This window comes from Rhizobium tibeticum (assembly GCF_900110205.1).
GTDB lineage: Bacteria > Pseudomonadota > Alphaproteobacteria > Rhizobiales > Rhizobiaceae > Rhizobium > Rhizobium tibeticum.
On the sequence record NZ_FOCV01000019.1, the window covers coordinates 49,804 to 73,325 of the forward strand.

The 23,522-nt window shown below is 59.9% G+C and carries 22 protein-coding genes and 3 tRNA genes; 4 read left to right on the top strand and 21 right to left on the bottom strand.

Features of this window, described 5'->3' with window-relative positions; all coding sequences use genetic code 11:
- Positions 1 to 3 precede the first annotated feature (3 nt).
- From BSG20_RS20355 to BSG20_RS20450, 20 genes are all read right to left on the bottom strand, one after another.
- Complete coding sequence (locus BSG20_RS20355) at positions 4 to 1,674, bottom strand: ribonuclease J (RefSeq protein ID WP_072377930.1); 1,671 nt, start codon at positions 1,672 to 1,674, stop codon at positions 4 to 6.
- A 17-nt stretch (positions 1,675 to 1,691) separates the two neighbouring features.
- Positions 1,692 to 2,456, bottom strand: coding sequence for a biotin--[acetyl-CoA-carboxylase] ligase (locus BSG20_RS20360; protein ID WP_072377928.1), 765 nt, complete (start codon positions 2,454 to 2,456; stop codon positions 1,692 to 1,694).
- On the bottom strand, positions 2,456 to 3,901 hold the full coding sequence (gene nuoN, locus BSG20_RS20365) for an NADH-quinone oxidoreductase subunit NuoN (protein WP_072377926.1): 1,446 nt from the start codon (positions 3,899 to 3,901) through the stop codon (positions 2,456 to 2,458). Before nuoN ends, BSG20_RS20360 begins: the two co-directional genes overlap by 1 nt.
- Before the next feature lie 18 nt (positions 3,902 to 3,919).
- Complete coding sequence (locus tag BSG20_RS20370; protein WP_072377924.1) at positions 3,920 to 5,431, bottom strand: NADH-quinone oxidoreductase subunit M; 1,512 nt, start codon at positions 5,429 to 5,431, stop codon at positions 3,920 to 3,922.
- A complete protein-coding gene (gene nuoL / locus BSG20_RS20375; RefSeq protein WP_072377922.1) occupies positions 5,431 to 7,431 on the bottom strand; it encodes an NADH-quinone oxidoreductase subunit L in 2,001 nt (666 codons plus the stop codon). Before nuoL ends, BSG20_RS20370 begins: the two co-directional genes overlap by 1 nt.
- Before the next feature lie 6 nt (positions 7,432 to 7,437).
- Positions 7,438 to 7,746 carry an NADH-quinone oxidoreductase subunit NuoK gene (gene nuoK / locus BSG20_RS20380; RefSeq protein ID WP_072377920.1) on the bottom strand — a complete coding sequence of 103 codons (309 nt, stop codon included), beginning with the start codon at positions 7,744 to 7,746 and terminating at the stop codon, positions 7,438 to 7,440.
- Positions 7,747 to 7,775: 29 nt separating this feature from the next.
- Entirely contained in the window at positions 7,776 to 8,390 is a 615-nt protein-coding gene (locus BSG20_RS20385; protein ID WP_072377918.1) for an NADH-quinone oxidoreductase subunit J, read from the bottom strand.
- A 141-nt stretch (positions 8,391 to 8,531) separates the two neighbouring features.
- The gene (gene nuoI / locus BSG20_RS20390) at positions 8,532 to 9,023 is read right to left on the bottom strand and encodes an NADH-quinone oxidoreductase subunit NuoI (protein ID WP_072377916.1); all 492 of its coding nucleotides are present in this window, start codon (positions 9,021 to 9,023) and stop codon (positions 8,532 to 8,534) included.
- Between the two features lie 40 nt (positions 9,024 to 9,063).
- Positions 9,064 to 10,107 (bottom strand): NADH-quinone oxidoreductase subunit NuoH, encoded by a 1,044-nt coding sequence (nuoH, locus tag BSG20_RS20395; protein WP_072377914.1) that lies wholly within the window; start codon positions 10,105 to 10,107, stop codon positions 9,064 to 9,066.
- A 12-nt stretch (positions 10,108 to 10,119) separates the two neighbouring features.
- Positions 10,120 to 12,201, bottom strand: coding sequence for an NADH-quinone oxidoreductase subunit NuoG (nuoG, locus tag BSG20_RS20400; protein WP_072377912.1), 2,082 nt, complete (start codon positions 12,199 to 12,201; stop codon positions 10,120 to 10,122).
- A 214-nt stretch (positions 12,202 to 12,415) separates the two neighbouring features.
- Positions 12,416 to 13,048, bottom strand: coding sequence for a 5' DNA nuclease (locus BSG20_RS20405; RefSeq protein WP_072377910.1), 633 nt, complete (start codon positions 13,046 to 13,048; stop codon positions 12,416 to 12,418).
- Positions 13,049 to 13,053: 5 nt separating this feature from the next.
- Complete coding sequence (gene nuoF, locus BSG20_RS20410; RefSeq protein WP_018857053.1) at positions 13,054 to 14,358, bottom strand: NADH-quinone oxidoreductase subunit NuoF; 1,305 nt, start codon at positions 14,356 to 14,358, stop codon at positions 13,054 to 13,056.
- Between the two features lie 10 nt (positions 14,359 to 14,368).
- Positions 14,369 to 15,505 (bottom strand): NADH-quinone oxidoreductase subunit E, encoded by a 1,137-nt coding sequence (locus BSG20_RS20415; RefSeq protein ID WP_072377908.1) that lies wholly within the window; start codon positions 15,503 to 15,505, stop codon positions 14,369 to 14,371.
- Between the two features lie 16 nt (positions 15,506 to 15,521).
- A complete protein-coding gene (locus tag BSG20_RS20420; RefSeq protein WP_072377906.1) occupies positions 15,522 to 15,794 on the bottom strand; it encodes a hypothetical protein in 273 nt (90 codons plus the stop codon).
- Positions 15,794 to 16,984, bottom strand: coding sequence for an NADH-quinone oxidoreductase subunit D (locus BSG20_RS20425; RefSeq protein WP_072377904.1), 1,191 nt, complete (start codon positions 16,982 to 16,984; stop codon positions 15,794 to 15,796). Before BSG20_RS20425 ends, BSG20_RS20420 begins: the two co-directional genes overlap by 1 nt.
- A 73-nt stretch (positions 16,985 to 17,057) precedes the next feature.
- Positions 17,058 to 17,660, bottom strand: a complete 603-nt coding sequence (locus tag BSG20_RS20430) for an NADH-quinone oxidoreductase subunit C (RefSeq protein WP_072377902.1) — start codon at positions 17,658 to 17,660, stop codon at positions 17,058 to 17,060.
- Positions 17,661 to 17,675: 15 nt separating this feature from the next.
- Positions 17,676 to 18,260: a NuoB/complex I 20 kDa subunit family protein gene (locus BSG20_RS20435; protein WP_037117439.1), complete on the bottom strand. Its 585-nt coding sequence runs from the start codon at positions 18,258 to 18,260 to the stop codon at positions 17,676 to 17,678.
- Complete coding sequence (locus BSG20_RS20440) at positions 18,251 to 18,616, bottom strand: NADH-quinone oxidoreductase subunit A (RefSeq protein ID WP_007789653.1); 366 nt, start codon at positions 18,614 to 18,616, stop codon at positions 18,251 to 18,253. Before BSG20_RS20440 ends, BSG20_RS20435 begins: the two co-directional genes overlap by 10 nt.
- Positions 18,617 to 18,949: 333 nt before the next feature.
- Positions 18,950 to 19,026, bottom strand: a tRNA-Asp gene (locus tag BSG20_RS20445).
- Between the two features lie 52 nt (positions 19,027 to 19,078).
- Positions 19,079 to 19,155, bottom strand: a tRNA-Asp gene (locus BSG20_RS20450).
- A 397-nt stretch (positions 19,156 to 19,552) separates the two neighbouring features.
- On the opposite strand from BSG20_RS20450, the gene BSG20_RS20455 reads away from it, so the two are divergent.
- The 3 genes from BSG20_RS20455 (at position 19,553) to BSG20_RS20465 (ending at position 21,817) form a co-directional block, all read left to right on the top strand.
- Positions 19,553 to 19,628 (top strand) — tRNA-Val (locus BSG20_RS20455).
- A gap of 405 nt (positions 19,629 to 20,033) precedes the next feature.
- The gene (locus tag BSG20_RS20460; RefSeq protein WP_072377900.1) at positions 20,034 to 21,080 is read left to right on the top strand and encodes a GGDEF domain-containing protein; all 1,047 of its coding nucleotides are present in this window, start codon (positions 20,034 to 20,036) and stop codon (positions 21,078 to 21,080) included.
- 131 nt (positions 21,081 to 21,211) lie between these two features.
- Positions 21,212 to 21,817 (top strand): class I SAM-dependent methyltransferase, encoded by a 606-nt coding sequence (locus BSG20_RS20465; protein WP_072377898.1) that lies wholly within the window; start codon positions 21,212 to 21,214, stop codon positions 21,815 to 21,817.
- A gap of 2 nt (positions 21,818 to 21,819) precedes the next feature.
- Here BSG20_RS20465 and BSG20_RS20470 read toward each other — a convergent pair whose 3' ends face one another.
- A complete protein-coding gene (locus BSG20_RS20470) occupies positions 21,820 to 22,221 on the bottom strand; it encodes a (R)-mandelonitrile lyase (protein ID WP_072377895.1) in 402 nt (133 codons plus the stop codon).
- Between the two features lie 312 nt (positions 22,222 to 22,533).
- Here BSG20_RS20470 and BSG20_RS20475 point away from each other — a divergent pair, with 312 nt between their 5' ends.
- Entirely contained in the window at positions 22,534 to 23,517 is a 984-nt protein-coding gene (locus BSG20_RS20475) for an aldo/keto reductase (protein WP_072377893.1), read from the top strand.
- Positions 23,518 to 23,522 lie beyond the last annotated feature (5 nt).

A 23,522-nucleotide genomic window follows, 5' to 3' on the forward strand; every position in this document is an offset into this window, starting at 1 on the left:
TCGTCAGACCTTCGTAACGAAGACAGTGACCACGGGCTTCTTGCCCCAGGTCTGGTTGGCCGTTGAGCGAATGGCGCGGCGCACCGACTCCTGCAACAGGTCGAGATCCTTCCGGCGCGCCCGCGGTATGCTCTCGATGGCGCCAACAGCAGCATCGTACAGCGTGTCTTCCATCTCGTCGCCCTCATCGTCATAGACAGGCAGGCCTATCGCAACCAGATCCGGGTCGCCGACGATATCGTAGCGGCTGTCGATCACGACGTTCACGGCGACATGGCCGACATAGGAGAGCTTCTTGCGCTCACCGATGCCCATCTCGTCGAAATCGCCGATCAGCGAGCCGTCCTTGTAGATACGACCATGTGGCGCCTCGTCGATCACCTCGACTGGTCCCGGCGCCAGACGAAGAATGTCGCCGTTGCGCACGCGCGGCACGATCGAGATGCCGGATTGCTCTGCAAGTTCCTTGTGCGCTGTCAGATGCGTCGCCTCGCCGTGCACTGGCACGACGATCTTCGGCCGTGTCAGCTCGTACATCTTCTGCAGCTCGTTGCGGCGCGGATGTCCGGAAACGTGGACGAGGGCCTCGTTGTCGGTGATCACGTGGACGCCCTGCTCGATGAGGCCGTTCTTGATATCCTGGATCGCCTTCTCGTTTCCCGGAATGGCGCGGGAGGAGAATACGACGATATCGCCGGCGGCAAGCGCCACATTGCGCATCTCATCGCGCGAGAGCTTGGCAAGGGCCGCACGCGGCTCGCCCTGGCTTCCGGTGAGGATGACCACCACCTTGTCGCGCGGAATATAGCCGTACTCATCTTCCGAAATGAACGGCTTGATGCCCTCCATCAGGCCGATATCGCGAGAAACGTCGACCACGCGCTTGAGCGAACTGCCAAGGAGAAGTACTTCGCGGCCTTCAGCCTCCGCCGCCTCGGCTACCGTGCGGATACGGCCGACGTTAGATGAGAACGTCGTCACCGCGACGCGGCCTTCGGCGTTCTCGATAATCTTGCGCAAGCTCTCGGAGACGTCTTTCTCCGACGGCGAGACACCATCCCTAAGAGCGTTCGTGGAATCGCACATCAACGCCAGAACGCCTTCGTCGCCAACTTGGCGGAAACGGGTCTCGTCTGTCAGAGGACCGAGAGACGGCTCATGGTCGATCTTCCAGTCGCCGGTATGGATCACATTGCCGAGTGGTGTGCGGATCACCAGCGACATCGGCTCCGGAATGGAGTGGTTTACGGCCACGCCCTCGACGCTGAAGGGTCCGGCATTGACGGTATCGCCTGCCGTAAACAGCGTCACCGGGATCTCACCGATCGCCGACTTCTCGAAATTGCGCTTCGCCTCCAGCAGGCCCGCGGTAAAAGCTGAGGCATAGACCGGCACGTTGAGGCCCGGCCAGAGATCGGCGAGCGCGCCGTAGTGGTCCTCATGCGCATGCGTGATGAAGATCGCCTTCAGGCTCTTCCGTTCCGTGGCGAGATAGCGAATGTCGGGCAGCACAAGATCGACGCCCGGCAAGTCGGGTCCAGGGAAAGTGACGCCGCAGTCGACCATGATCCACTGACGATGGTCCGGCGGGCCGTAGCCATAAAGGGCGAGATTCATTCCGATCTCGCCAACGCCGCCCAACGGCAGAAATACCAGTTCGTCCTGCTTCGTCATATTATTCTTTTTTCCAATCAACCAAAGAAGACATCGCCGGCTGCAATCGTCATCATCCTGCCTGCGCCAGTATCGAGCATCAACAGGCCATTAACATCAATTCCGGCGAAGTGGCCGGAAATCGACCGGTCCGGCAGATTCACAGTTATCTTTTCGCCGATACCGCAGGCGACTTGGCGCCAGCGTTCGGTGATTTCGCGCACTCCGCGGCCGCGATCCCATGCCTCGAGGACTTCGGCCATCGACGCGAAGAGATGCGCGAAAACCTCTTCGGGGGAAGCAAAGCTCCCCTGCTCGCGCAGGCAAGTCACAGGGTAAAGCGGGTTGTCGGGCATGAACGCAACGTTGATGCCGATACCGATGACGAGGGCGTGGCGTCCATCCGGCAAGGCTTCGCCCTCGACGAGAATGCCGCAGGTCTTCTTTCGCCCGATCAGGATATCGTTCGGCCATTTCACTTCCAGCCGCTCGGCCGTGTGCGGCAGCACCTGGCGCACGGCCTGATGTACCGCGACGGCAATTGCCAGCGGCAGTGAGCCCAGACGCTCCATAGGTGCAGGATCGATCAGGAGAAGCGAGGCGTAGAGATTGCCTCGTTCCGAAACCCAGGGGCGTCCTCGCCGGCCGCGGCCGCCGGTCTGCTTTCCCGCCGTCACCCAGAGGAGGCCCCGGTCCCCTGCCCGGGCTCGGGCAAGGCATTCGCTATTGGTGGACGATGTCTCCGACAGGGCCTCGTGCCTGAAATCGTCGAGCGATATCCGGCGCCGTGCCTCGGAGTTCATCAAAACAGCGTCGCAGCAGCAAGCTCGGCCGCCCCGCCGATCGGACCGCCGATGAGGACATAGGCGAGAACGAAGAGACCGGAGACACCGAAGACCAGGCGCAGCGAACCGGACACGCGAGCAAATTCGTCGGTGGCTTCATCGAACCACATTAGCTTGATGACGCGGAGATAGTAGTACGCGCCGACGACCGATGCGAGAATGCCGATGATGGCAAGCGCATAGAGCTTTGCCTCAATTGCAGCGACAAACACGAAGTACTTCGCGAAGAAGCCTGCGAGCGGAGGAATACCGGCCAGCGAGAACATCAGGATGGTCAGCACCGTCGCCATGAACGGATTGGTGGTCGATAGGCCAGCCAGATCGTTGACCTCCTCGACAACCGTGCCGTCCTTGCGGCGCATCGACATGATGATCGCAAAGCTGCCGAGTGTCATGACCATGTAGATGACCATGTAGAGCATGACACCTGAGACGCCGGTCTGCGTGCCGGAAGCAAGACCAACCAGCGCATAGCCCATGTGGCCGATCGACGAATAGGCCATCAGCCGCTTGATGTTCCTCTGACCGATGGCGGCGAACGAGCCGAGCAGCATGGAGGCAATCGAAATGAAGACAACGACCTGCTGCCAGTCGGCCAGAACTGGCTGGAAGGCGGTGATGACGATGCGGGTCATCATCGCCATCGCAGCAACCTTCGGGGCGCTTGCAAGGAAAGCCGTGACCGGGGTCGGCGCACCTTCGTAAACGTCCGGCGTCCACATATGGAACGGAACGGCCGAAATCTTGAAGGCGATACCGGCAAGGATGAAGACAAGGCCGAAAATGAGGCCGAGCGAACGCGCGCCGTCAACACTCAATACCTGAGCAATCGCAGCGAACTGCGTGTGGCCGGTGAAGCCATAGACCAGCGACATGCCGTAAAGCAGCATGCCCGAGGAGAGCGCGCCGAGCACGAAGTACTTCAGCCCGGCTTCCGTGGACTTGACGCTGTCGCGATTGATCGCAGCAACGACGTAGATTGCGAGCGACTGCAATTCGAGGCCGAGATAAAGCGAGATAAGGTCGTTGGCCGAAATCATCAGCAGAATGCCGAGCGTGCAGAGCACAAGCAGAACCGGAAACTCGAACTTGTCGAGCTGGTTTTCCCTGGCAAGGCCGAGCGACATGAAGAGCGCCACGATCGAACCGACCAGCGCCGTGATCTTCATGAAGCGACCGAAGCCGTCCGACAGGAAGACGCCGCCGTATGCCACACCTTCACTCGGAACGAAGATCAGCCAGAGAGCGGCGGCCGCCAGCACGATCAGCGCGAGAACGCTGACCATGCGGCCGGAGCGTTCTCCCGAAAAGACGCCGACCATCAACAACACCAAGGCGCCGACCGCGAGGATCAACTCCGGAATGGAAAGATGCAGGCTTGCGAGAATTGTTTCAGAGGTCATGTCCCAAAAGTCCCGTCATCATTTCATCGACAGCGCGACGTCGTGCGCTGCCTGGACTGCGGCCGTATAGCTATGAATCAGCTGGTCAACCGATGCAGCGGTCACATCGAAGACCGGAGCCGGATAGACGCCGAAGAAGATGGTCAGTGCGATCAGCGGATAGAGGATCAGCTGTTCCCGCCGGGAAAGGTCGAGCAGCGCCTTGAGCTTTTCCTTTTCCAGCGCGCCGAAGATGACCCTGCGATAGAGCCAGAGCGCATAGGCAGCGGAGAGGATAACACCCGTTGCGGCGAAGAGCGCGACCCAGGTGTTGACGCGGAAGACGCCAATCAGGGTCAGGAATTCGCCGATGAAGCCCGAGGTGCCCGGCAGGCCGACGTTTGCCATCGTGAAGACCATCATCGCAACGGCGTATTTCGGCATGTTGTTGACCAGACCGCCATAGGCCGCAATCTCTCGCGTATGGGTTCGGTCGTAGATGACGCCGACGCAAAGGAAGAGGGCGCCCGAGACGATGCCGTGCGACAGCATCTGGAAGATCGAGCCCTGCAGACCCTGCGCGTTGGCCGCAAAGATGCCCATCGTCACGTAACCCATGTGGGCAACGGACGAGTAGGCGATCAGTTTCTTCATATCGTCCTGCATCAGCGCCACCAGCGAGGTGTAGATGATGGCAATGACAGACAGCGCGAAGACGAGCGGTGCGAAGAACTCGGAGGCAACCGGGAACATGCCGAGCGAGAAGCGGATCAGGCCGTAGCCGCCGAGTTTGAGAAGCACGCCGGCCAGAATGACCGAGCCGGCCGTCGGCGCCTGAACGTGCGCGTCTGGAAGCCAGGTGTGAACCGGCCACATCGGCATCTTCACCGCGAAGGACGCGAAGAAGGCAAGCCAGAGCCAGGTCTGCATCTGCGGCGGGAACTGGTAGGCGAGCAGTGCCTGAATATCGGTCGTGCCGGCCTGCCAGTACATCGCCATAATGGCGAGCAGCATCAAAACGGAGCCGAGCAGCGTGTAGAGGAAGAACTTGTAGCTGGCGTAGACGCGATCCTTGCCGCCCCAGACACCGATGATGAGGAACATCGGAATGAGGCCGGCTTCGAAGAAGACGTAGAAGAGAACGATATCAAGCGAAACGAAGACGCCGACCATCATCACTTCCAGGATCAGGAAAGCGATCATGTAGTCCTTCAGGCGCTTCTCGATCGACAGCCAGCTCGCCAGCACGCAGAAGGGCATGAGGAAGGTCGTCAGGATCACGAAGAGCATCGAGATCCCGTCAACGCCGAGATGATAGCTGATGCCGGTGCCAAGCCAGCCATGCTTCTCGATCATCTGGAAGCCCGGGTTGGCATTGTCGAAACCAATCCAGAGGAAGAGCGAAAGGACGAACGTCACGACCGTCGTAATCAACGAGATGTTGAGCACGTTGCGGCGGCCACTCGGACCGTTTTCATTCATCAGCAGGAGGAGCACCACGCCGACGAGCGGCAGGAAGGTGACCGTTGAAAGAATAGGCCAATCGGTCATCAGAAGGAACTCCCGAGCATCATCCAGGTAACAAGCGCCGCAACGCCGATCAGCATGGCGAACGCGTAGTGATAGAGGTAACCGGTCTGCAAGCGCACGACGCGGTTGGTGACATCGACGACGCGGGCAGCGATGCCGTTCGGGCCGTAGGTGTCGATGACGCCGACGTCACCCTTTTGCCACAAGAAGCGGCCGAGCGCTTTTGCCGAGCGTACGAACAGGAAGTCGTAAAGTTCGTCGAAGTACCACTTGTTGAGCAGGAACTGGTACAGCACCCGATGCTGCTGCGCGAGGATGCGCGGCGTCGATGGCGACTTGATGTACATGTACCAGGCCGTGACGAAGCCAACGAGCATCGCAATGAAGGGGCTGAGGCCGACCCACGCGGGAACGTGGTGGAACTGCTCAAGCAGCTCGTTTTCCTTGGAGGTGAAGAGCGCGCCCTTCCAGAACTCGGCATACTCCTCGCCATAGAAGCGGCCTTCGAATAGCACGCCTGCCAGAACCGCACCGGCAGCGAGAAGATAGAGCGGAACCAGCATGACTTGCGGCGATTCATGGACGTGGTGCATGACTTCGTGCGAGGCGCGCGGCTGTCCGAAGAAGGTTAGAAACGCCAGGCGCCAAGAATAGAAACTGGTGAACAGAGCCGCAATGACCAGGAGCGTGAAGGCGAAGCCCGCGACCGGCGAATGCGACGCGTAAGTCGCTTCGATGATGACGTCCTTCGAGAAGAAGCCGGCAAAGCCGAACGGCGTGAACGGAATGCCGACGCCGGTCAGTGCCAGCGTGCCAATCGTCATCATCCAGAAGGTGACGGGGATGTGGGTCCGCAGGCCACCCATGTAACGCATGTCCTGCTCGCCATCGACGGCGTGGATGACCGAGCCGGCACCGAGGAACAGCAGAGCCTTGAAGAAGGCGTGCGTGAAGAGGTGGAAGATTGCAGCGCCATAAGCACCGACGCCGAGAGCGACGAACATGTAGCCGAGCTGCGAGCAGGTCGAATAAGCGATGACGCGCTTGATGTCGTTCTGAACGAGGCCGACAGTTGCGGCGAAGAAGGCTGTGATGGCACCGATCGTCGTTACGAAGACAAGCGCATCTGGCGAAAGCTCGAACAACGGCGACATGCGGGCAACCAGGAAGACGCCTGCCGTAACCATGGTCGCGGCATGGATGAGTGCCGACACCGGCGTCGGGCCTTCCATGGCATCGGGCAGCCAAGTGTGCAGCAGGAACTGTGCCGACTTGCCCATTGCCCCCATGAAGAGCAGAAGGCAGGCCCCGGTCAGCGCATGTGCCTTGTCGAGGTGCATGCCGAAGAGGTTGAGAACGATTTCGCCGCCCGCGCCGCCGGCTTCGGCCGGAGCAAAGCTCGCTGCGTTCGCGAAGATGGTGTCGAGATTGATCGCGCCGAAGAGTACGAACAGGCTGGAAATACCGAGGATGAAGCCGAAGTCGCCAACGCGGTTGACGATGAAGGCCTTGATTGCGGCGGCGTTTGCCGATGGCTTCTTGAACCAGAAGCCGATGAGCAGATACGAGGCCAGACCAACGCCCTCCCAGCCGAAGAACATCTGGGCCAGATTGTCGGCGGTCACCAGCATCAGCATGGCGAAGGTGAAGAGCGAGAGGTAGGCGAAGAAGCGCGGGCGATGCGGATCATGATGCATGTATCCGATCGAATAGACGTGCACCAGCGTCGAGACCGTGTTGACGACGATCAGCATGACGGAGGTGAGCGTGTCGACGCGCAGCGACCAGGAAACGTCAATGCCGCCGGACTGGATCCAGCGCAGGACCTCAACCTTGATCGGGCCGCCTTCATGGTGACCCATGCCGACGGTGATGAAGACATACCACGACAGCACTGCGGCGATGATCATCAGGCCGCAGGTAACGTATTCCGATGCCTTGGCGCCGATCGCGCGGCCGAAGAGGCCGGCGATGATCGCGCCAATCAGGGGAAGAAAGACGATAGCTTTATATAAAAACATGAGCCCTCAGCCCTTCATCATATTGACGTCTTCGACGCCGATCGAGCCGCGGTTGCGGTAGAAGACGACGAGAATTGCAAGACCGATTGCTGCTTCCGCTGCAGCGACGGTCAGAACGAACAGTGCAAAAACCTGGCCGACGATGTCATTCAGGAACGACGAGAAGGCGACCATGTTGATGTTGACCGCGAGCAGGATGAGCTCGATCGACATCAGGATGACGATGATGTTCTTCCGGTTCAGGAAGATGCCGAAGACGCCGAGCGTGAAGAGGATGGCGCTGACCGTCAGGTAATGGGAAAGTCCGATGACCATTGTGTTTGTTCCTTAAGCTCGCGCCTGCCTTAAACGCCCTGCCCCGGCTTGACCTTGACCACCTCAACGGCGGTCGCCGGATTGCGGGCAACCTGTCTGGCAATGTTCTGCCGCTTGATGTGCGTGCGATGCTTGAGCGTCAGCACGATCGCACCGATCATAGCGACGAGCAGCACGAGACCAGCGATCTGGAAGAAGTAAACGTAATTCGTATAGAGCACGTCGCCGAGTGCAGCGGTATTCGTCCGCTCGGTCAGAGCCGGGATCGGCATGGCGACCGTCTTGGCGATCTCCGGCGAAATGACCGTACCGCCGACGACAACGATGAGCTCAGCCGCCAGGATCAACCCGATGATCGCACCGATCGGCGCGTACTCGAGAACGCCGGCGCGCAACTCCGTGAAGTCGATGTCAAGCATCATGACCACGAAGAGGAAGAGAACCGCCACGGCACCGACGTAAACGACGAGCAGGATCATCGCAAGGAATTCGGCGCCGAGCAGCAGGAAGAGGCCGGCCGCGTTGAAGAAAACCAGGATCAGGAAGAGAACCGAATGTACCGGATTCTTCGACCAAATGACCATGAACGCCGACGCTATCGCGACAAAGGCGAAAAGATAGAAAAATAGAGCCTGCAGACCCATGTTGGTGCCTTTTTCATCTTCCCCCGGGCAGCCGGGAGTTTCCCTGCCCGATGAAGCTTCGCATGGACGGGTCCGGCAAAGCCTCGGTGCATGTTGACCGGTGGCCGCGCGACGGGCGGCATTCCGGCATTTCAATTTCGATCAACGGTACGGTGCGTCCAGCGCGATGTTGCGCGCGATTTCGCGCTCCCAACGGTCGCCGTTCTCCAGAAGCCGCGCCTTGTCGAAATAGAGTTCTTCGCGGGTTTCCGTTGCAAATTCGAAATTCGGACCTTCGACGATCGCATCGACCGGGCATGCCTCCTGGCAGAAGCCGCAGTAGATGCACTTCACCATGTCGATGTCGTAACGAACCGTGCGGCGCGTGCCATCGTTGCGGCGGGGACCAGCTTCGATGGTGATTGCCTGGGCAGGACAGATCGCCTCGCAGAGCTTGCAGGCGATGCAGCGCTCTTCGCCGTTGGGATAGCGACGCAGTGCGTGTTCGCCGCGGAAGCGCGGGCTGACCGGCCCCTTTTCGAACGGGTAGTTGATTGTTGCTTTCTGCTTAAGAATGTACCGGAAGGTCAGCCAGAACGCACTGACGAATTCCTTCAGGAACAGCGAGCTGACAGCGTTGGACAAGCCTGCCATCTTCAACCTCCAATATTGCTTGAAACGAGGGCAGGCATGATCATGCCCAACCCGTCAGCTTCAGCACGAATGCAACGATAACGACCATGGCGAGCGACAAGGGAAGGAAGACCTTCCAGCCGAGGCGCATCAGTTGGTCGTAGCGATAGCGCGGGACAAATGCCTTGACCATCGCGATCATGAAGAACACCAGGCACGACTTCAGTGTGAACCAGATGACGCCCGGTACCCAGTTCAGGAACCATACGTCGACCGGCGGCAGCCACCCCCCGAGAAACAGGATGGTCGTCAGCGAGCACATCAAAACGATGGCCGCATATTCGCCGAGCATGAACATCATGTAGAGCGAGGAGCCGTATTCGACCATGAAGCCGGCGACGAGTTCCGATTCTGCTTCCGGAAGGTCGAAAGGCGGGCGGTTCGTTTCGGCCAGCGCCGAAATGAAGAAGATGATGAACATCGGGAACAGCGCCAGCCAATGCCAGTCGAGGAACGACGATGGCAGACCGAGGCGCGTGCCGAGGCCGGCCTGCTGGGCATGGACGATATCCGTCAGGTTCAACGAACCGACGTAGAGCAGGACTGTGACGATGACGAAGCCGATAGAAACTTCGTAGGACACCATCTGCGCGGCCGAGCGAAGCGCGCCGAGGAACGGATACTTCGAGTTCGAAGCCCAGCCACCCATGATGATGCCATACACTTCAAGCGAGGAGATCGCGAAGATGTAGAGGATGCCGACATTGATGTTGGCGATGACCCATCCATCAGCCAGAGGCACGACGGCCCAGGTCGACAGCGCCAGAAGCACGGTCACGAGCGGCGCCAGCAGGAAGACCGCCTTGTTGGCGCCGGCCGGAATGACCGGCTCCTTGAAGACGAACTTCAAAAGATCGGCGAAGGACTGGAAAAGTCCCCAGGGACCCACCACATTCGGACCCCGGCGGAGCTGCACTGCTGCCCAGATCTTGCGGTCGGCCAACAGGATGTAGGCGATGAAGACGAGCAAGCAAACCAGGAGAAGAAGCGACTGACCGACCATGAGGAGGCCAGGCAAGACATAAGTTGAAACAAACGATTCCATAGTCCCCTGCCCTTACTCTGCCGCGACTTTGAAGTTGTTGCGGGCCAATGCCGAGCACTCGGCCATCACTGCCGAAGCGCGCGCGATCGGGTTCGTCAAATAGAAGTCTTTGACCGGCGAAGCAAACCCGGATTTGTTCATCTTGCCGGCTTTTTTCGCAACTGCGGCAATTTTGGCGCTGTCGCTTTCTGCGATCTCGTCAAGCGCTGCGAAATGGGGGAAGGCCTGATAGAGCTTTGCACGCAATTCGCCAAGCGAGTCAAACGGAAGCTTCTTGCCGAGCACGTCGGAAAGCGCGCGCAGGATCGCCCAGTCTTCGCGGGCGTCACCCGGTGCGAAGCCGGCTCGATTGCCCATCTGAACGCGACCCTCGGTGTTAACCCAGGTGCCGGACTTTTCGGTGTAGGCAGCCGCCGGCAGGATGACATCAGCATTGTGGGCACCGTTGTCACCGTGCGATCCGATGTAGACCGTCAGCTTTGCCTTCTTGGCGGCGAAATCAAGTTCGTCGGCGCCAAGCAGGAAGAGAACGTCCATTGATGCCAGCATCTCTGCAGCGTTGACGCCCTTTGCGCCGGGCACGAAGCCGAGGTCGAGACCACCGACGCGCGATGCCGCCGTGTGTAGAACAGCAAAGCCGTTCCAGCCTTCGACGACTGCTCCGACCGTGCCGGCAAGCTTTGCAGCAGTTGCGAGAACACCAGCACCATCGCTGCGCGACAGAGCGCCCTGGCCGATGATGATCAGCGGCTTCTTGGCATCCGCCAGGACCTTCGCGAATGCATGGTTGTCGTCGACGAGGTCCTTCAGCGTGTCCGGGCCAGCGCCGAGATATTCATGGCCGTAGCGCAGTTCGCCAGCTTCGCCGATCACGCCGATCGGGAAGTTGCCGCGACGCCAGCGCTTGCGGATGCGGGCGTTGAGCACGGCGGCTTCGAAACGCGGGTTGGCGCCGATGATCAGCAGTGCGTCCGCCTGCTCGATGCCTTCGATCGTCGGGTTGAAGAGGTAGCTTGCGCGGCCGAGCGACGGATCAAGTGCCGTCCCATCCTGGCGACAGTCGAGGTTCTCGGAACCGAGCGACTTCACGAGTTCCGACAGTGCGTACATTTCTTCGACGGATGCGAGGTCGCCGGCGATTGCGCCGACCTTCTCGCCGCTCGTCGCGGCAACGGCAGCCTTGATCGCGCCGAAAGCTTCGCCCCAGGTCGCTGCCTGCAGGCGGCCGTCCTTGCGGACGTATGGGCGGTCGAGGCGCTGCGTCTTAAGGCCATCCCAGATGAAGCGGCTCTTGTCGGAAATCCACTCTTCATTGATCTGGTCGTTGACCCGCGGCATCACGCGCATGACTTCGCGGCCGCGCGTGTCAACACGGATTGCGGAACCGAGTGCGTCCATGACGTCGATCGTTTCGGTCTTGTTCAATTCCCACGGACGGGCCGTGAAGGCGAACGGCTTCGAGGTCAGAGCGCCAACCGGGCAAAGGTCGACGACATTGCCCTGCAGCTCGGAGGTCATCGCCTGCTCGAGGTAGGTCGTGATTTCGGCGTCCTCGCCACGGCCGATCAGGCCGAGTTCGGAAATGCCGGCTACCTCGGTCGTGAAGCGGACGCAACGCGTGCAGTGAATGCAGCGGTTCATGACCGTCTTGACGAGCGGTCCGATGTACTTGTCTTCGACGGCGCGCTTGTCTTCCTGATAGCGCGAGCTATCGATGCCAAAGGCCATCGCCTGGTCCTGCAGGTCGCATTCGCCGCCCTGGTCGCAGATCGGGCAATCCAGCGGATGGTTGATCAGCAGGAACTCCATCACGCCTTCACGGGCCTTCTTGACCATCGGCGTGTTGGTGAAGACCTCCGGCAGTTCACCGTTCGGGCCGCCGCGGATATCGCGCACGCCCATGGCGCAGGATGCCTGCGGCTTCGGCGGGCCACCCTTTACCTCAACGAGGCACATGCGGCAGTTGCCGGCAACCGAAAGGCGCTCATGGAAGCAGAAGCGCGGAACTTCAGCACCGGCTTCCTCACACGCCTGAATGAGGGTGTAATGATCCGGAACTTCGATCTCGTTACCGTCAATCTTCAGTTTTGCCATCGTCACTCAGTCCTGTTTTCCGTTTGCCGGATGGCGGCAAACAAACCCACTTTGCAACAGTTTCGCTGCCAGGCCGGATTCTCGTCCCGTTGGCATCGGTGTCGCTCAAATTCTCTGCCGATCCCGAGACCCGGGATCAGCCTTCGGCCTCCGCAGTTTCGGGCGCCTGCCCGTCACTAGCCTTGCCCCTGCTCCGGCCGTTTCGGCCGAAAATTCACTTCCGCTTTCGCCCCTTGGCGATCAGCGCCTTGGCCTGCGCAACCCAGCCATCGCGGGCGATCCGCCCGTCGAAGCCGAGTTCGGCGTCGATGTGCGCCGCGGCCTCGTCCGACCAGCCGGCGATTATGGCGAAGGAGCGAATGCCCCTGGCATTCAGCACCTGCTCGATCTTCGGACCGACGCCGGAAATCTGCTTCAGATCGTCCCCCTTTCGAGCGCGTGAAGCGGGTTTGGCAACCACTTCAGGCTCGGCATCCGGTTGCCTTGCCGGAACAACCGAAAGCTTGACTTTGTCTGCAACCTTCCTAGAAGGCGCCGGGCGAACATTCTCCGGCCGGACCTCGACTTGCGGCTTGCCCTCATCAGGCGGCGTCTCGTCGAGAACGGAGGCGAGCTTGCTCGTTGCATCGAGCGCGCCCTGCAGCGCTCCGAAGAATGCGCCGGCCATCTGCGTCGAAAAGCCGAAACCGATCGCGGTAGCCGCCGCCATTGCCGCAGCCGGATTGACCATCACCGACGGCACCGGCAGCGCACGGGCGTTTTCCAGCATCGCGGCGGCAAGACGGCCGAAGTCGGCCGAGAAATCAGCCACCCCTTGCTTGTCAGTGCTATCGGACGCCTTCGTCATCAGCCTTACTCTGCAGCCTCGAGAACCGCCCCGTGATCCAGTGCGCTTGCCGTATACTGGTCGATACGCGCTTCGATCTCGTGACGGAAATTACGGATCAGACCCTGCACCGGCCATGCGGCAGCATCACCGAGCGCACAGATAGTGTGACCTTCGATTTGCTTGGTGACCTGGAACAGCATGTCGATTTCGCGCTTCTGGGCATTGCCTTTGGCCATGCGCTCCATGACGCGCCACATCCAGCCGGTACCTTCGCGGCACGGCGTGCACTGGCCACAGCTCTCATGCTTGAAGAAGGCCGAGATGCGGGCGATGGCCTTGATGACATCGGTGGATTTGTCCATGACGATCGCAGCGGCCGTACCGAAGGAAGAACCGACAGCGCGCAGGCCATCGAAGTCCATCGGGCAGTCGATGATGTCCTTGGCCGGAACGATCGGGCACGATGCACCGCCCGGAATCACTGCGAGCAGGTTGTCCCAACCGCCGCGGATGCCGCCTGCGTGGCGATCGACGAGCTCACGGAACGTGATGCCCATTTCCTCTTCGACGGTGCACGGCTTGTTGACGTGACCCGACAGCATGAACAGCTTGGTGCCGACGTTGTTCGGACGACCGATCGACGAGAACCAGCCAGCGCCGCGGCGCAGAATGGTCGGAGCAACGGCGATCGATTCGACGTTGTTGACCGTCGTCGGGCAGCCGTAGAGACCCATGTTGGCCGGGAACGGCGGCTTCAGGCGCGGCTGGCCCTTCTTGCCTTCCAGGCTTTCGAGCAGCGCGGTTTCTTCGCCGCAGATATAGGCGCCGGCGCCGTGATGGACGAAGATGTCCATGTCCCAGCCCAGCTTGTTGTTCTTGCCGAGCAGGCCGTAATCATAGCATTCGTCGATCGCCGCCTGCAGGGCTTCACGCTCACGGATATATTCGCCGCGGACGTAGATATAGGCCGCGTTTGCACCCATGGCGAAGCTGGCGATCACGCAGCCCTCGATCAGCGTATGCGGATCATGGCGCATGATGTCGCGGTCCTTGCAGGTGCCGGGCTCCGATTCGTCGGCATTGACGACGAGATAATGTGGGCGTCCGTCGCTTTCCTTCGGCATAAAGGACCACTTGAGACCGGTCGGGAAACCCGCGCCGCCGCGGCCGCGAAGGCCCGATGCCTTCATCTCGTTGATGATCCAGTCGCGACCCTTTTCGAGGATCTGCTTGGTGCCGTCCCAGTGGCCGCGGCTCATCGCGCCCTTCAGAGACTTGTCCTTGAGGCCGTAGATATTGGTAAAGATGCGGTCTTTATCTTGTAACATGCTTCACCCCTTACCGCGGCTTCTTACCGAAGACTTTAATGTATTCGGCTTCGCCGCCCTTGGCGAGCGCCTTGGCCTGCTTGACCCAGTCGTCGCGCTCGATGCGGCCCTTGAAATTCAGGTAGCCATCGACCCATTCCCGTTCGGCCTTCTTCCAGCTCGCGACCTGCGCGAAGGTGAAGATGCCGAGTTCGTGGAGGGTGCCTGCGATCTTCGGACCGACGCCGGAGATCAGCTTCAGATCATCCGGAGCAGCCGGTTTTTCGATGCCGGCCGGACGGTTTTTGTCGGTAAGCGAGGGCTTTGCCATGGCAACCGGAACCGCTGCCGGCGCAGCAGCCGCCTGTTCTTCGACAGCCTTCACGTTCCTGGCGGCCGCCTTCGGCGCCGTTGCCGGCGTCTTCAATGCAGCGTTGGTTTCAGCATCGGTGCTCTTCGGGCGCGCAGCTTCAGACGGCGGAACCGGAGCAGCATCGACCTTTGCCGTCGCAGCTTCGGCAATGGCCTTCTTTGCGGGCGCCTTCTTTACCTTCGGTTCGTCTTCCGTCAAGGAAGTCGGGCCGCCTTCCGGCGACGAGAAGTGACGGTCGATCTGCGGGCCGGGCGTGATGCTCGCGCCATTGCCGGCCTCGAAGGTATCAATGATTTCTTCAAGACGTTCCGGCGTCAGGTCCTCGTACGTATCCTTGCCGATCATGACCATCGGCGCGTTGACACAGGCCCCAAGACATTCGACTTCTTCCCAGGAGAGCGTGCCGTCGGCGTTACGCTCAAAGGGGTGATGGTGGATCTTGCTCTTGCAGACCGCCATCAGGCTTTCTGAGCCGCGCAGCATGCAGGGCGTTGTGCCGCACACCTGGATGTGGGCGCGCGTACCGACCGGGTTCAGCTGGAACTGCGTGTAGAAGGTCGCAACTTCGAGAACGCGGATATAGGCCATGTCGAGCATGTCGGCGATCTTTTCGATCGCGGGGCGCGTGACCCAACCATCCTGCTCCTGGGCCCGCATCAACAGCGGGATGACCGCGGATTGCTGACGGCCAGCGGGATATTTCTTGATCGTCTTTTCCGCCCAGACCGCGTTCTCGTCATTGAAGGCGAACGCGGCAGGCTGGAATTGATCTTCGGCTAATCGACGAACGGACATTCTTCCTCACGCCTTGTCAGTTTATGGTCCCACACTGCGATGCCGTCAGAGACTTCATCTCGCACGCGTAGGCCGACTGGTCTTTTTGCAAAAACACAACGAACTTGCCGCCGTTCGGAACGGCGGCCTTGATTTCATAGCCCTTGGACAACAGGTCGCCCATAGAGGCCTTTGCTGCCGGCGGCTGCACCTCGCCCTGGCCCAGCTTCGGGCCCATTCCGCCGACTTCCTGGGCAACGACCCCGGAGGCAGCAAGGAGAACGACAGCAGCAAGCGGCAGCAGCTTCATCAGCGGTCTACCTCACCGAACACGATGTCGAGCGAACCGAGCACGGCCGTCACATCAGCGAGCATGTGGCCCTTGCAGAGGAAGTCCATCGCCTGCAGGTGGGCGTAGCCCGGTGCGCGGATCTTGCAGCGGTACGGCTTGTTGCTGCCATCGGCGACGACGTAGACGCCGAATTCGCCCTTCGGTGCTTCGACGGCCGCATACACTTCGCCGGCCGGCACGTGATAGCCTTCCGTGTAGAGCTTGAAGTGGTGAATGAGCGCTTCCATCGAACGCTTCATCTCGCCGCGCTTCGGCGGAACGACCTTGCCGTCGATCGACGAGACCGGACCGGTCTTGGCACTGCCCATCAGGCGCTCGACGCACTGCTTCATGATGCGAACCGACTGGCGCATCTCGATCATGCGGATCAGGTAGCGATCGTAGCAGTCGCCGTTCTTGCCGATCGGAATGTCGAATTCCATATCGTTGTAACACTCGTAGGGCTGCGAGCGGCGCAGATCCCAGGCAGCGCCCGAACCGCGCACCATGACGCCCGAGAAGCCCCACGACCATGCGTCTTCCAGCGATACGACGCCGATATCGACGTTACGCTGCTTGAAGATACGGTTGTCGGTCAGCAGGCCTTCGATATCGTCGAGGATCTTTAAGAACGGATCGCACCACTTACCGATATCCTCGACCAGTTCCGGAGGGAGGTCCTGGTGAACGCCACCCGGACGGAAATAGGCCGAGTGCATACGGGCGCCGCAGGCGCGCTCATAAAACACCATCAGCTTTTCGCGCTCTTCGAAGCCCCAGACCGGCGGCGTCATCGCACCGACGTCCATGGCCTGCGTCGTCACGTTCATGATGTGCGACAAGATTCGGCCAATTTCCGAGTAGAGAACACGAATGAGCTGACCGCGAATCGGAATTTCGAGCTTCAGCATCTTTTCGACGGCGAGCGCGAAAGCGTGTTCCTGGTTCATCGGCGCGACGTAGTCGAGACGATCGAAATAGGGAACCGCCTGCAGGTAGGTCTTCGTCTCGATCAGCTTTTCGGTGCCGCGATGCAGAAGGCCGATATGCGGATCGACGCGCTCGATGATTTCACCATCGAGCTCAAGCACGAGACGCAGAACACCGTGCGCGGACGGATGCTCCGGTCCGAAATTGATCGTAAAATTGCGAACGTTATGTTCAGTCATAGCGACGCGCTCCGCGCTGGCAATTGGCATGAGACGAAAAGCAGAGAGGCTTCAAGAAATCCGAGCCTCTTCTTCACTTCGCCGCCTTCTCGTCTCCCGGCAGCACGTAGTCCGTGCCTTCCCAAGGGGACATGAAGTCGAAATTGCGGAATTCCTGCTTCAGTTCGACGGGTTCGTAGACAACGCGCTTGGCGGCATCGTCATACCGCACTTCGACGTAACCCGTCGTCGGGAAGTCCTTGCGCAGCGGGTGGCCCTCGAAACCGTAATCAGTAAGAAGACGGCGCAGGTCCGCATGACCGGAGAACGGAATGCCGTACATGTCCCAGGCTTCTCGCTCGAACCATTCGGCACCCTTATAAACGGCGGTTGCCGACGGCACCGACTCGCCGTCAGCCACGGCAACCTTGACACGGATGCGCAGGTTTTGCTTCGGCGACAGCAGGTGATAGACGACATCGAAACGCTTTTCGCGCTGCGGCCAGTCTACACCGCAGATATCGATCATGCTGATGAAGCCGCAGCGTGCGTCGTCGCGCAGGAACGTCAGCAGTGCCAGAATCGTTTCCGGCGTCGCAGCGACGTTCAGCTCATCGTAGCTGATGGATGCATCGAGAAAGAGATCGCCGCGCATCTCGCGGAGATACGAAGACAATTCGCTCAAGGCTTCAGTCATGACAGTCCTCCGCCCTTAGCGCTCGATCGTTCCGGTTCGACGGATCTTCTTCTGCAGAAGCAGCACCCCATAGAGCAGCGCTTCTGCCGTGGGGGGACAGCCCGGCACGTAGATATCGACAGGAACGACACGGTCGCAACCACGGACGACCGAATAGGAATAGTGATAGTAACCGCCGCCATTGGCGCAGGATCCCATCGAGATGACGTAGCGCGGCTCAGGCATCTGGTCGTAGACCTTGCGCAGCGCAGGCGCCATCTTGTTGGTCAGCGTGCCGGCAACGATCATAACATCCGACTGGCGCGGCGAAGCGCGCGGAGCAACACCGAAGCGCTCCATGTCGTAACGGGGACCGGAAACCTGCATCAGGCCTTCGACGGCACAGCATGCCAGACCGAACTGCATCCACATCAGCGAGCCCGTACGGGCCCAGGTGATCAGGTCGCGGGTCGAGGTAACGAGAAAGCCCTTATCGGCCAGTTCATCGTTGATTTCGCCGAAGAAGGCGCTGTCGCTGCCGATGGGCTTGCCCGTTGCCGGGTCAATGATGCCCTTCGGGTGTGGCGCGACGAGCGCCTTATCGCTTTGGGCTACTCCCATTCCAGGGCTCCCTTTTTCCATTCATAGATAAAGCCGATGGTCAGCACAGCGAGGAAGACCATCATGGACCAGAAGCCGAACCAGCCGATCGCGCCGAACGAAACGGCCCACGGAAAGAGGAAAGCGACTTCGAGGTCGAAGATGATGAAGAGGATCGATACCAAGTAGAAACGGATATCGAACTTCATGCGAGCGTCATCGAATGCGTTGAAGCCGCACTCGAAGGCCGAAAGCTTTTCGGAATCAGGCGCCTTGAAGGCAACGGCAAACGGCGCGATCAGAAGCGCCAGGCCGATTACAAGGGCGATACCAATGAAAATAGCGATCGGAATATAGGAACTGAGCAGTCCAGTCATCAGGTTCATCCCTGCTTGCGGGCTGCGCCAGGAAGGCGCAAATGGGCAATTGCCCGGCAAGCGAACGTGCGTTGCAACACCGCCGTGGTTAGCGCAGCCAGCGCCACGGCGCAAGACTTTTAGAGCACCAATTCGACTGTCGAGGCGCGACATTATCAAGCAGATGCAATGATGTCGCGACAAATCCACAGAAGTCGATTCAGACTGCATGCCAGCCCGTCGGATATTGCATGGCTCGCGGCGAAAGACGAACTCCAAGCCAAAGGAAAGACCGGAACCGGTGACCAAGCAGGCACCCAACAAAGAGAGAAAAACAGCATATCCGGGACGGAATGGCGCGAGTGACGGGGCTCGAACCCGCGACCTCCGGCGTGACAGGCCGGCACTCTAACCGACTGAGCTACACCCGCGCATGGTGGACCAAAGGACCGGATCAAGCACCAGGTGGTGCCTTTCTTGAAATGGCGCGAGTGACGGGGCTCGAACCCGCGACCTCCGGCGTGACAGGCCGGCACTCTAACCGACTGAGCTACACCCGCATTCATTTCAAGTATCCGGAAGCTTTCGCGTCCATGTCAAAGCAGCCTCGCCGCTTCGATGAGCGGCTAACTAAGGGGTTCGCATTTCAGTGTCAAGCAGCTTTAGAGACAAAACGATGACAGTCCGCGAATTGTTTTCGGGGCCTCAAATTCCATGGGCAAAATCGGTGTACTGTTAGGTGAGTGCCTGCCGAGCTGCGGGCAGGCAACCAACTCCCCAGCCCTCGCCTGACCAGCCTGCGGTTTTCCACAGTTCAGAAATCGCCGAGACCAAAGCAAGGTGAGCAGCTTCACTCAAAAAAATCAAAAAATCTTCGCAAACACTCTTGCGGTTTGTCTGCGATCCGCATAGATCACGGCCACCGACGCGGCGGACCGAACCGGACCGTTCTCGCGAGGGCGATTAGCTCAGTTGGTAGAGCGCCTCGTTTACACCGAGGATGTCGGGAGTTCGAGTCTCTCATCGCCCACCATTCTTTCCGTTCGTATCCGCAATGTCATTTGCTACTGGCAAGAGGTCTTTCGCTGCCCGCGCCAGCAGACGCCTGGCTACCGGCCAGAAGCGAAGACCACCGGTCTCAAGCGGCTGGGAGCCAAACGCGCGCCAGCAGGTTCATATCATTCTATGCCAAGTTCGGCATTTACTCCGTTTTAATTGAGCGCGCTCAATATTGTTCTTATAAGTTGTCTGCCGTGCGAGCATGACGCTCTGCGGTTTCTCTCATACATATCTCTTATGCTTTTCGGCACGGCCCAAGGTCGCTGCAGGAAGTCCCCAGCATACCTTGCCCAAACAGTGACTGCCATGCTGGCCGGTGATCCGGCCCCTTCCCGCAGTTCATCGATGGTAAACGCAGAGTCACGGTGGAGAGCATCTGGTGCAGCCCAATACGCACACGAATCTGGCCTTTCGCGTTGCAACGGTCTTGCAACAATTAGGTATCGAGGGGCTGCCGCGCAACTATGAGCTCGTGTTCGAGGCCATGACCGGCAACAGTCCGGATCTCGCCCGCGAACTCCGGTCGCTCGGCCCGGTCAAGACGCAGGATGCTCTGGACGCGATTTGCCGTCGTTACCTGCCCCATCACTTCGAAGGCAGCCTACTCGAGGCGCGTTCCGGCCAGGTGCAGCAGGAGCTGCAGAGCATTCTCTCCCTGCTCAACGAGGAGAAGTCCGCTCTTACGCGTTGCGGAAGTGTCATTAGCCAAGCTGCCCGAATCTTCGAAGCCAATGATGTGACAGACAAGGTCGCTCTCACCCAATCGTTGCAATCGGTGAGCTCGGCCACACACGCTCGCGAGGCACAAAGCTCAATGCTCGCCTCGAAGGTGGTGGAGAAATCGCAGAAACTCGAGGAGGTGCAGCGAGAGACCGCCGCGACGAACGCTGCCAGATTTGTCGATACGCTGACCGGGCTGGGGAACCGCCGGGGGTTCAACAAGGAACTGGCCAAGATCTACGAGAAATCAGGGCTGCCCGATCTTTGTGGAATCGCATTTGCGGACATCGACGGCTATGAGACTATTGCCGCCGTTCCGCACCTCCTCGAACCCGTCCTCAAGAAAATAGGCGAGCTGATCCAGCAGATCTCCAGCCAAGAAGACCTGGCCTGCCGCTTCGATCGCGGTCGCTTCGGTTTCGTTTTCCGAACCGCAGACGAGACGGAAATCATGCGGCTCATCGACAGGCTCCGCGATCGAATAAAGGGGCTTCCGGTGGTGCATCCAGTATCCGGAAAACGGGCCGCTGCGCTTTCATTCTCGGTCGGGATATGTATGTCGAGGGAGGCCCTGACTGCTGATGCCCTGATCGCATTCGCCGAGCAAGCGCTCGCTATGGCAAAGGCATCGGGCGGAGACAATGTCTCCATACATGGCGTGGCGAATGTCTCGCACGTGCCGAAGGACTGGCTCATCTATCGATAGAATCAGACGTCGGCGATCTGCGTTGTGCCTTCCTCAGGAAGAAGCCTAGCCAACTTTACGTCGCACTGGCTATAAGGTGGTTCTCACGGGCCGCACGGTCCAATTTCACAAGCATCATCCGAGACATCATCATGAAAACACGCGCGGAACGGCAGGCACAACGGGCGAGCATGCCGAGGACCCAGCTTGCCGCTCATCACATGGAGAACGCAAGGCTGCTGCCGGATCGGGGCGAGTTGCTCTATCGTATCCCGAACGGCGGCATCGGTGTCGAAGTCGGAGCTGCCTTTGGGGAGTACACGGCGGAGATCCTCGAAAAGAACCGGCCAGCGCAACTTTACCTGATCGATCCCTGGAGCATGGACCGCTATAGTTCGGGGCTCGATCAAATCCACAATCAATTCAAAGACCAGATCGAGAGCGGACAACTGCACCTGATGCAGGGCACATCGCTCGAAAAGCTCGCCGAGTTCGACGATGACTTTCTCGACTGGGCCTACATCGATACGGACCATTCCTTCGAGCTCACCTGGCAGGAACTCCTCCTTTGCGAGAGGAAAGTGAAACGAACGGGAAGAATCGCCGGGCACGATTTCTGCACCGGCAACACTGTGAAGCCGATCGTCTACGGCGTCGTCGAAGCGGTCACCAAATTCTGCAAGGATTATGGCTGGCAGTTCGAGTTCCTAACGGTCGAATCGCACGCGCATTTTTCCTACTGTCTGAAGCGTCTCTGACCTCAGGCCGTTCCAGCGTATTGCTCGTCGGTAACGTGTTCCATCCAGTCGGCGGCGCTGCCGTCAAGCGCTTCATGGATCGCGATGTGCGTCATCGCGGTATCGGGTGCGGCGCCATGCCAGTGTTTTTCGCCCGGCGCGAACCAGACCGTGTCGCCGGCGCGAATTTCACGAAGGGGGCCGCCCTCGCTCTGCGCCAGGCCTTTTCCGGCGGTGACAAAGAGGGTCTGTCCCAGCGGATGCGTGTGCCAGGCGGTTCGGGAACCTGGTTCGAAGGTGACGCTCACCACCCGCACCCGGGCCGGGCTCGGCGCATCCATCAATGGATCCTGGCGGACGGATCCCGTGAAATACTCTGCCGGCGCCTTCATCGAGGGTCGTGATGCGCAGGGTTTGATCTCCATCAGATTTTCCTTTCGAACTTGACCTGCCCGTCTGAGCCGACCGTAAGCCAAGTGTGCGCATCATCCAAGCGATGTATGGCTCGATCGCACAGCCTGTCTTGTTGACCGGCAGGCCCTCAGTCACCGGCCAGTGACTACGACGCGTCCGACGACAGCGGTGTCTGGCAAATCGGCCGCCGACCGCGCCGTTTGCGTCGCTCTTCGCCAGAATTGGCAACGCTCGGCAGATGCCGCCCTATCTCCGCTGCAGGCGCTTGCTCCTTACCTGGGCGACTGCTAGTGCCTTGGCATTTCATCACGCGGAGGATTTCCATGAAACAGCATTCTTTCGGTCACCTGCCCCACACCGTCACGAATATTGGCTTCGGCGCATGGCAGATCGGCGGCGCCTGGGGCGATGTCAGCGAAGCAGACGGTCGTGATGCGCTGAATGCGGCCCTCGACGCCGGCATGACCTTCATCGATACCGCCGACGTTTACGGCGATGGCCGGTCGGAAAAGATCATTGCCGACGTTCTCGATAGCCGCGGCGAACGGCCGATGGTTGCGACCAAGGCAGGTCGGCGGCTCAATCCGCATGTTGCCGACGGCTACACCAAGGCCAATCTCGAAGGCTTCATCGATCGCAGCCTGACGAACCTGCGCGTCGACAGCCTCGACCTCGTGCAATTGCATTGCCCGCCAACCGAGGTGCTTTATCGCCCGGAGGTCTTCGAAGGCCTGAATGAGTTGCAGAAGGCCGGCAAGATCAGGGGCTACGGCGTCAGCGTCGAAAAGGTCGAGGAAGCGCTGAAGGCGATCGAGTATCCTGGCGTCGTCAGCATCCAGATCATCTACAACCTCTTCCGCCAGCGGCCCGATCACCTGTTCTTCCAGGAGGCGCGACGAAAGAACATCGCGGTCATCGCCCGCGTGCCGCTCGCAAGCGGGTTGTTGTCCGGGAAGATCACTCGCGAGACGAAGTTTGCGAACGACGATCACCGCAATTTCAATCGCCACGGCGAGGCCTTCGATGTCGGCGAGACATTTGCCGGCGTTCCCTTCGAGGTCGGCCTGCAGGCTGTGGAGGAAGTGCGCAAGCTCGTGCCGGCCGGCGCAACAATGGCGGCCTTCGCGCTGCGCTGGATCCTGATGAGCGATGCGGTAACCGTCGTCATCCCCGGCGCACGCAACGCCGAACAGGCACGCGCCAACGCAGCAGCTGCTGGCCTCGCACCACTATCGCATGACGTGATGGACGCAACACGCGAGATCTACGAGCGGCTGGTCGCTCCCTATGTCCACCAGCGCTGGTAAGACGA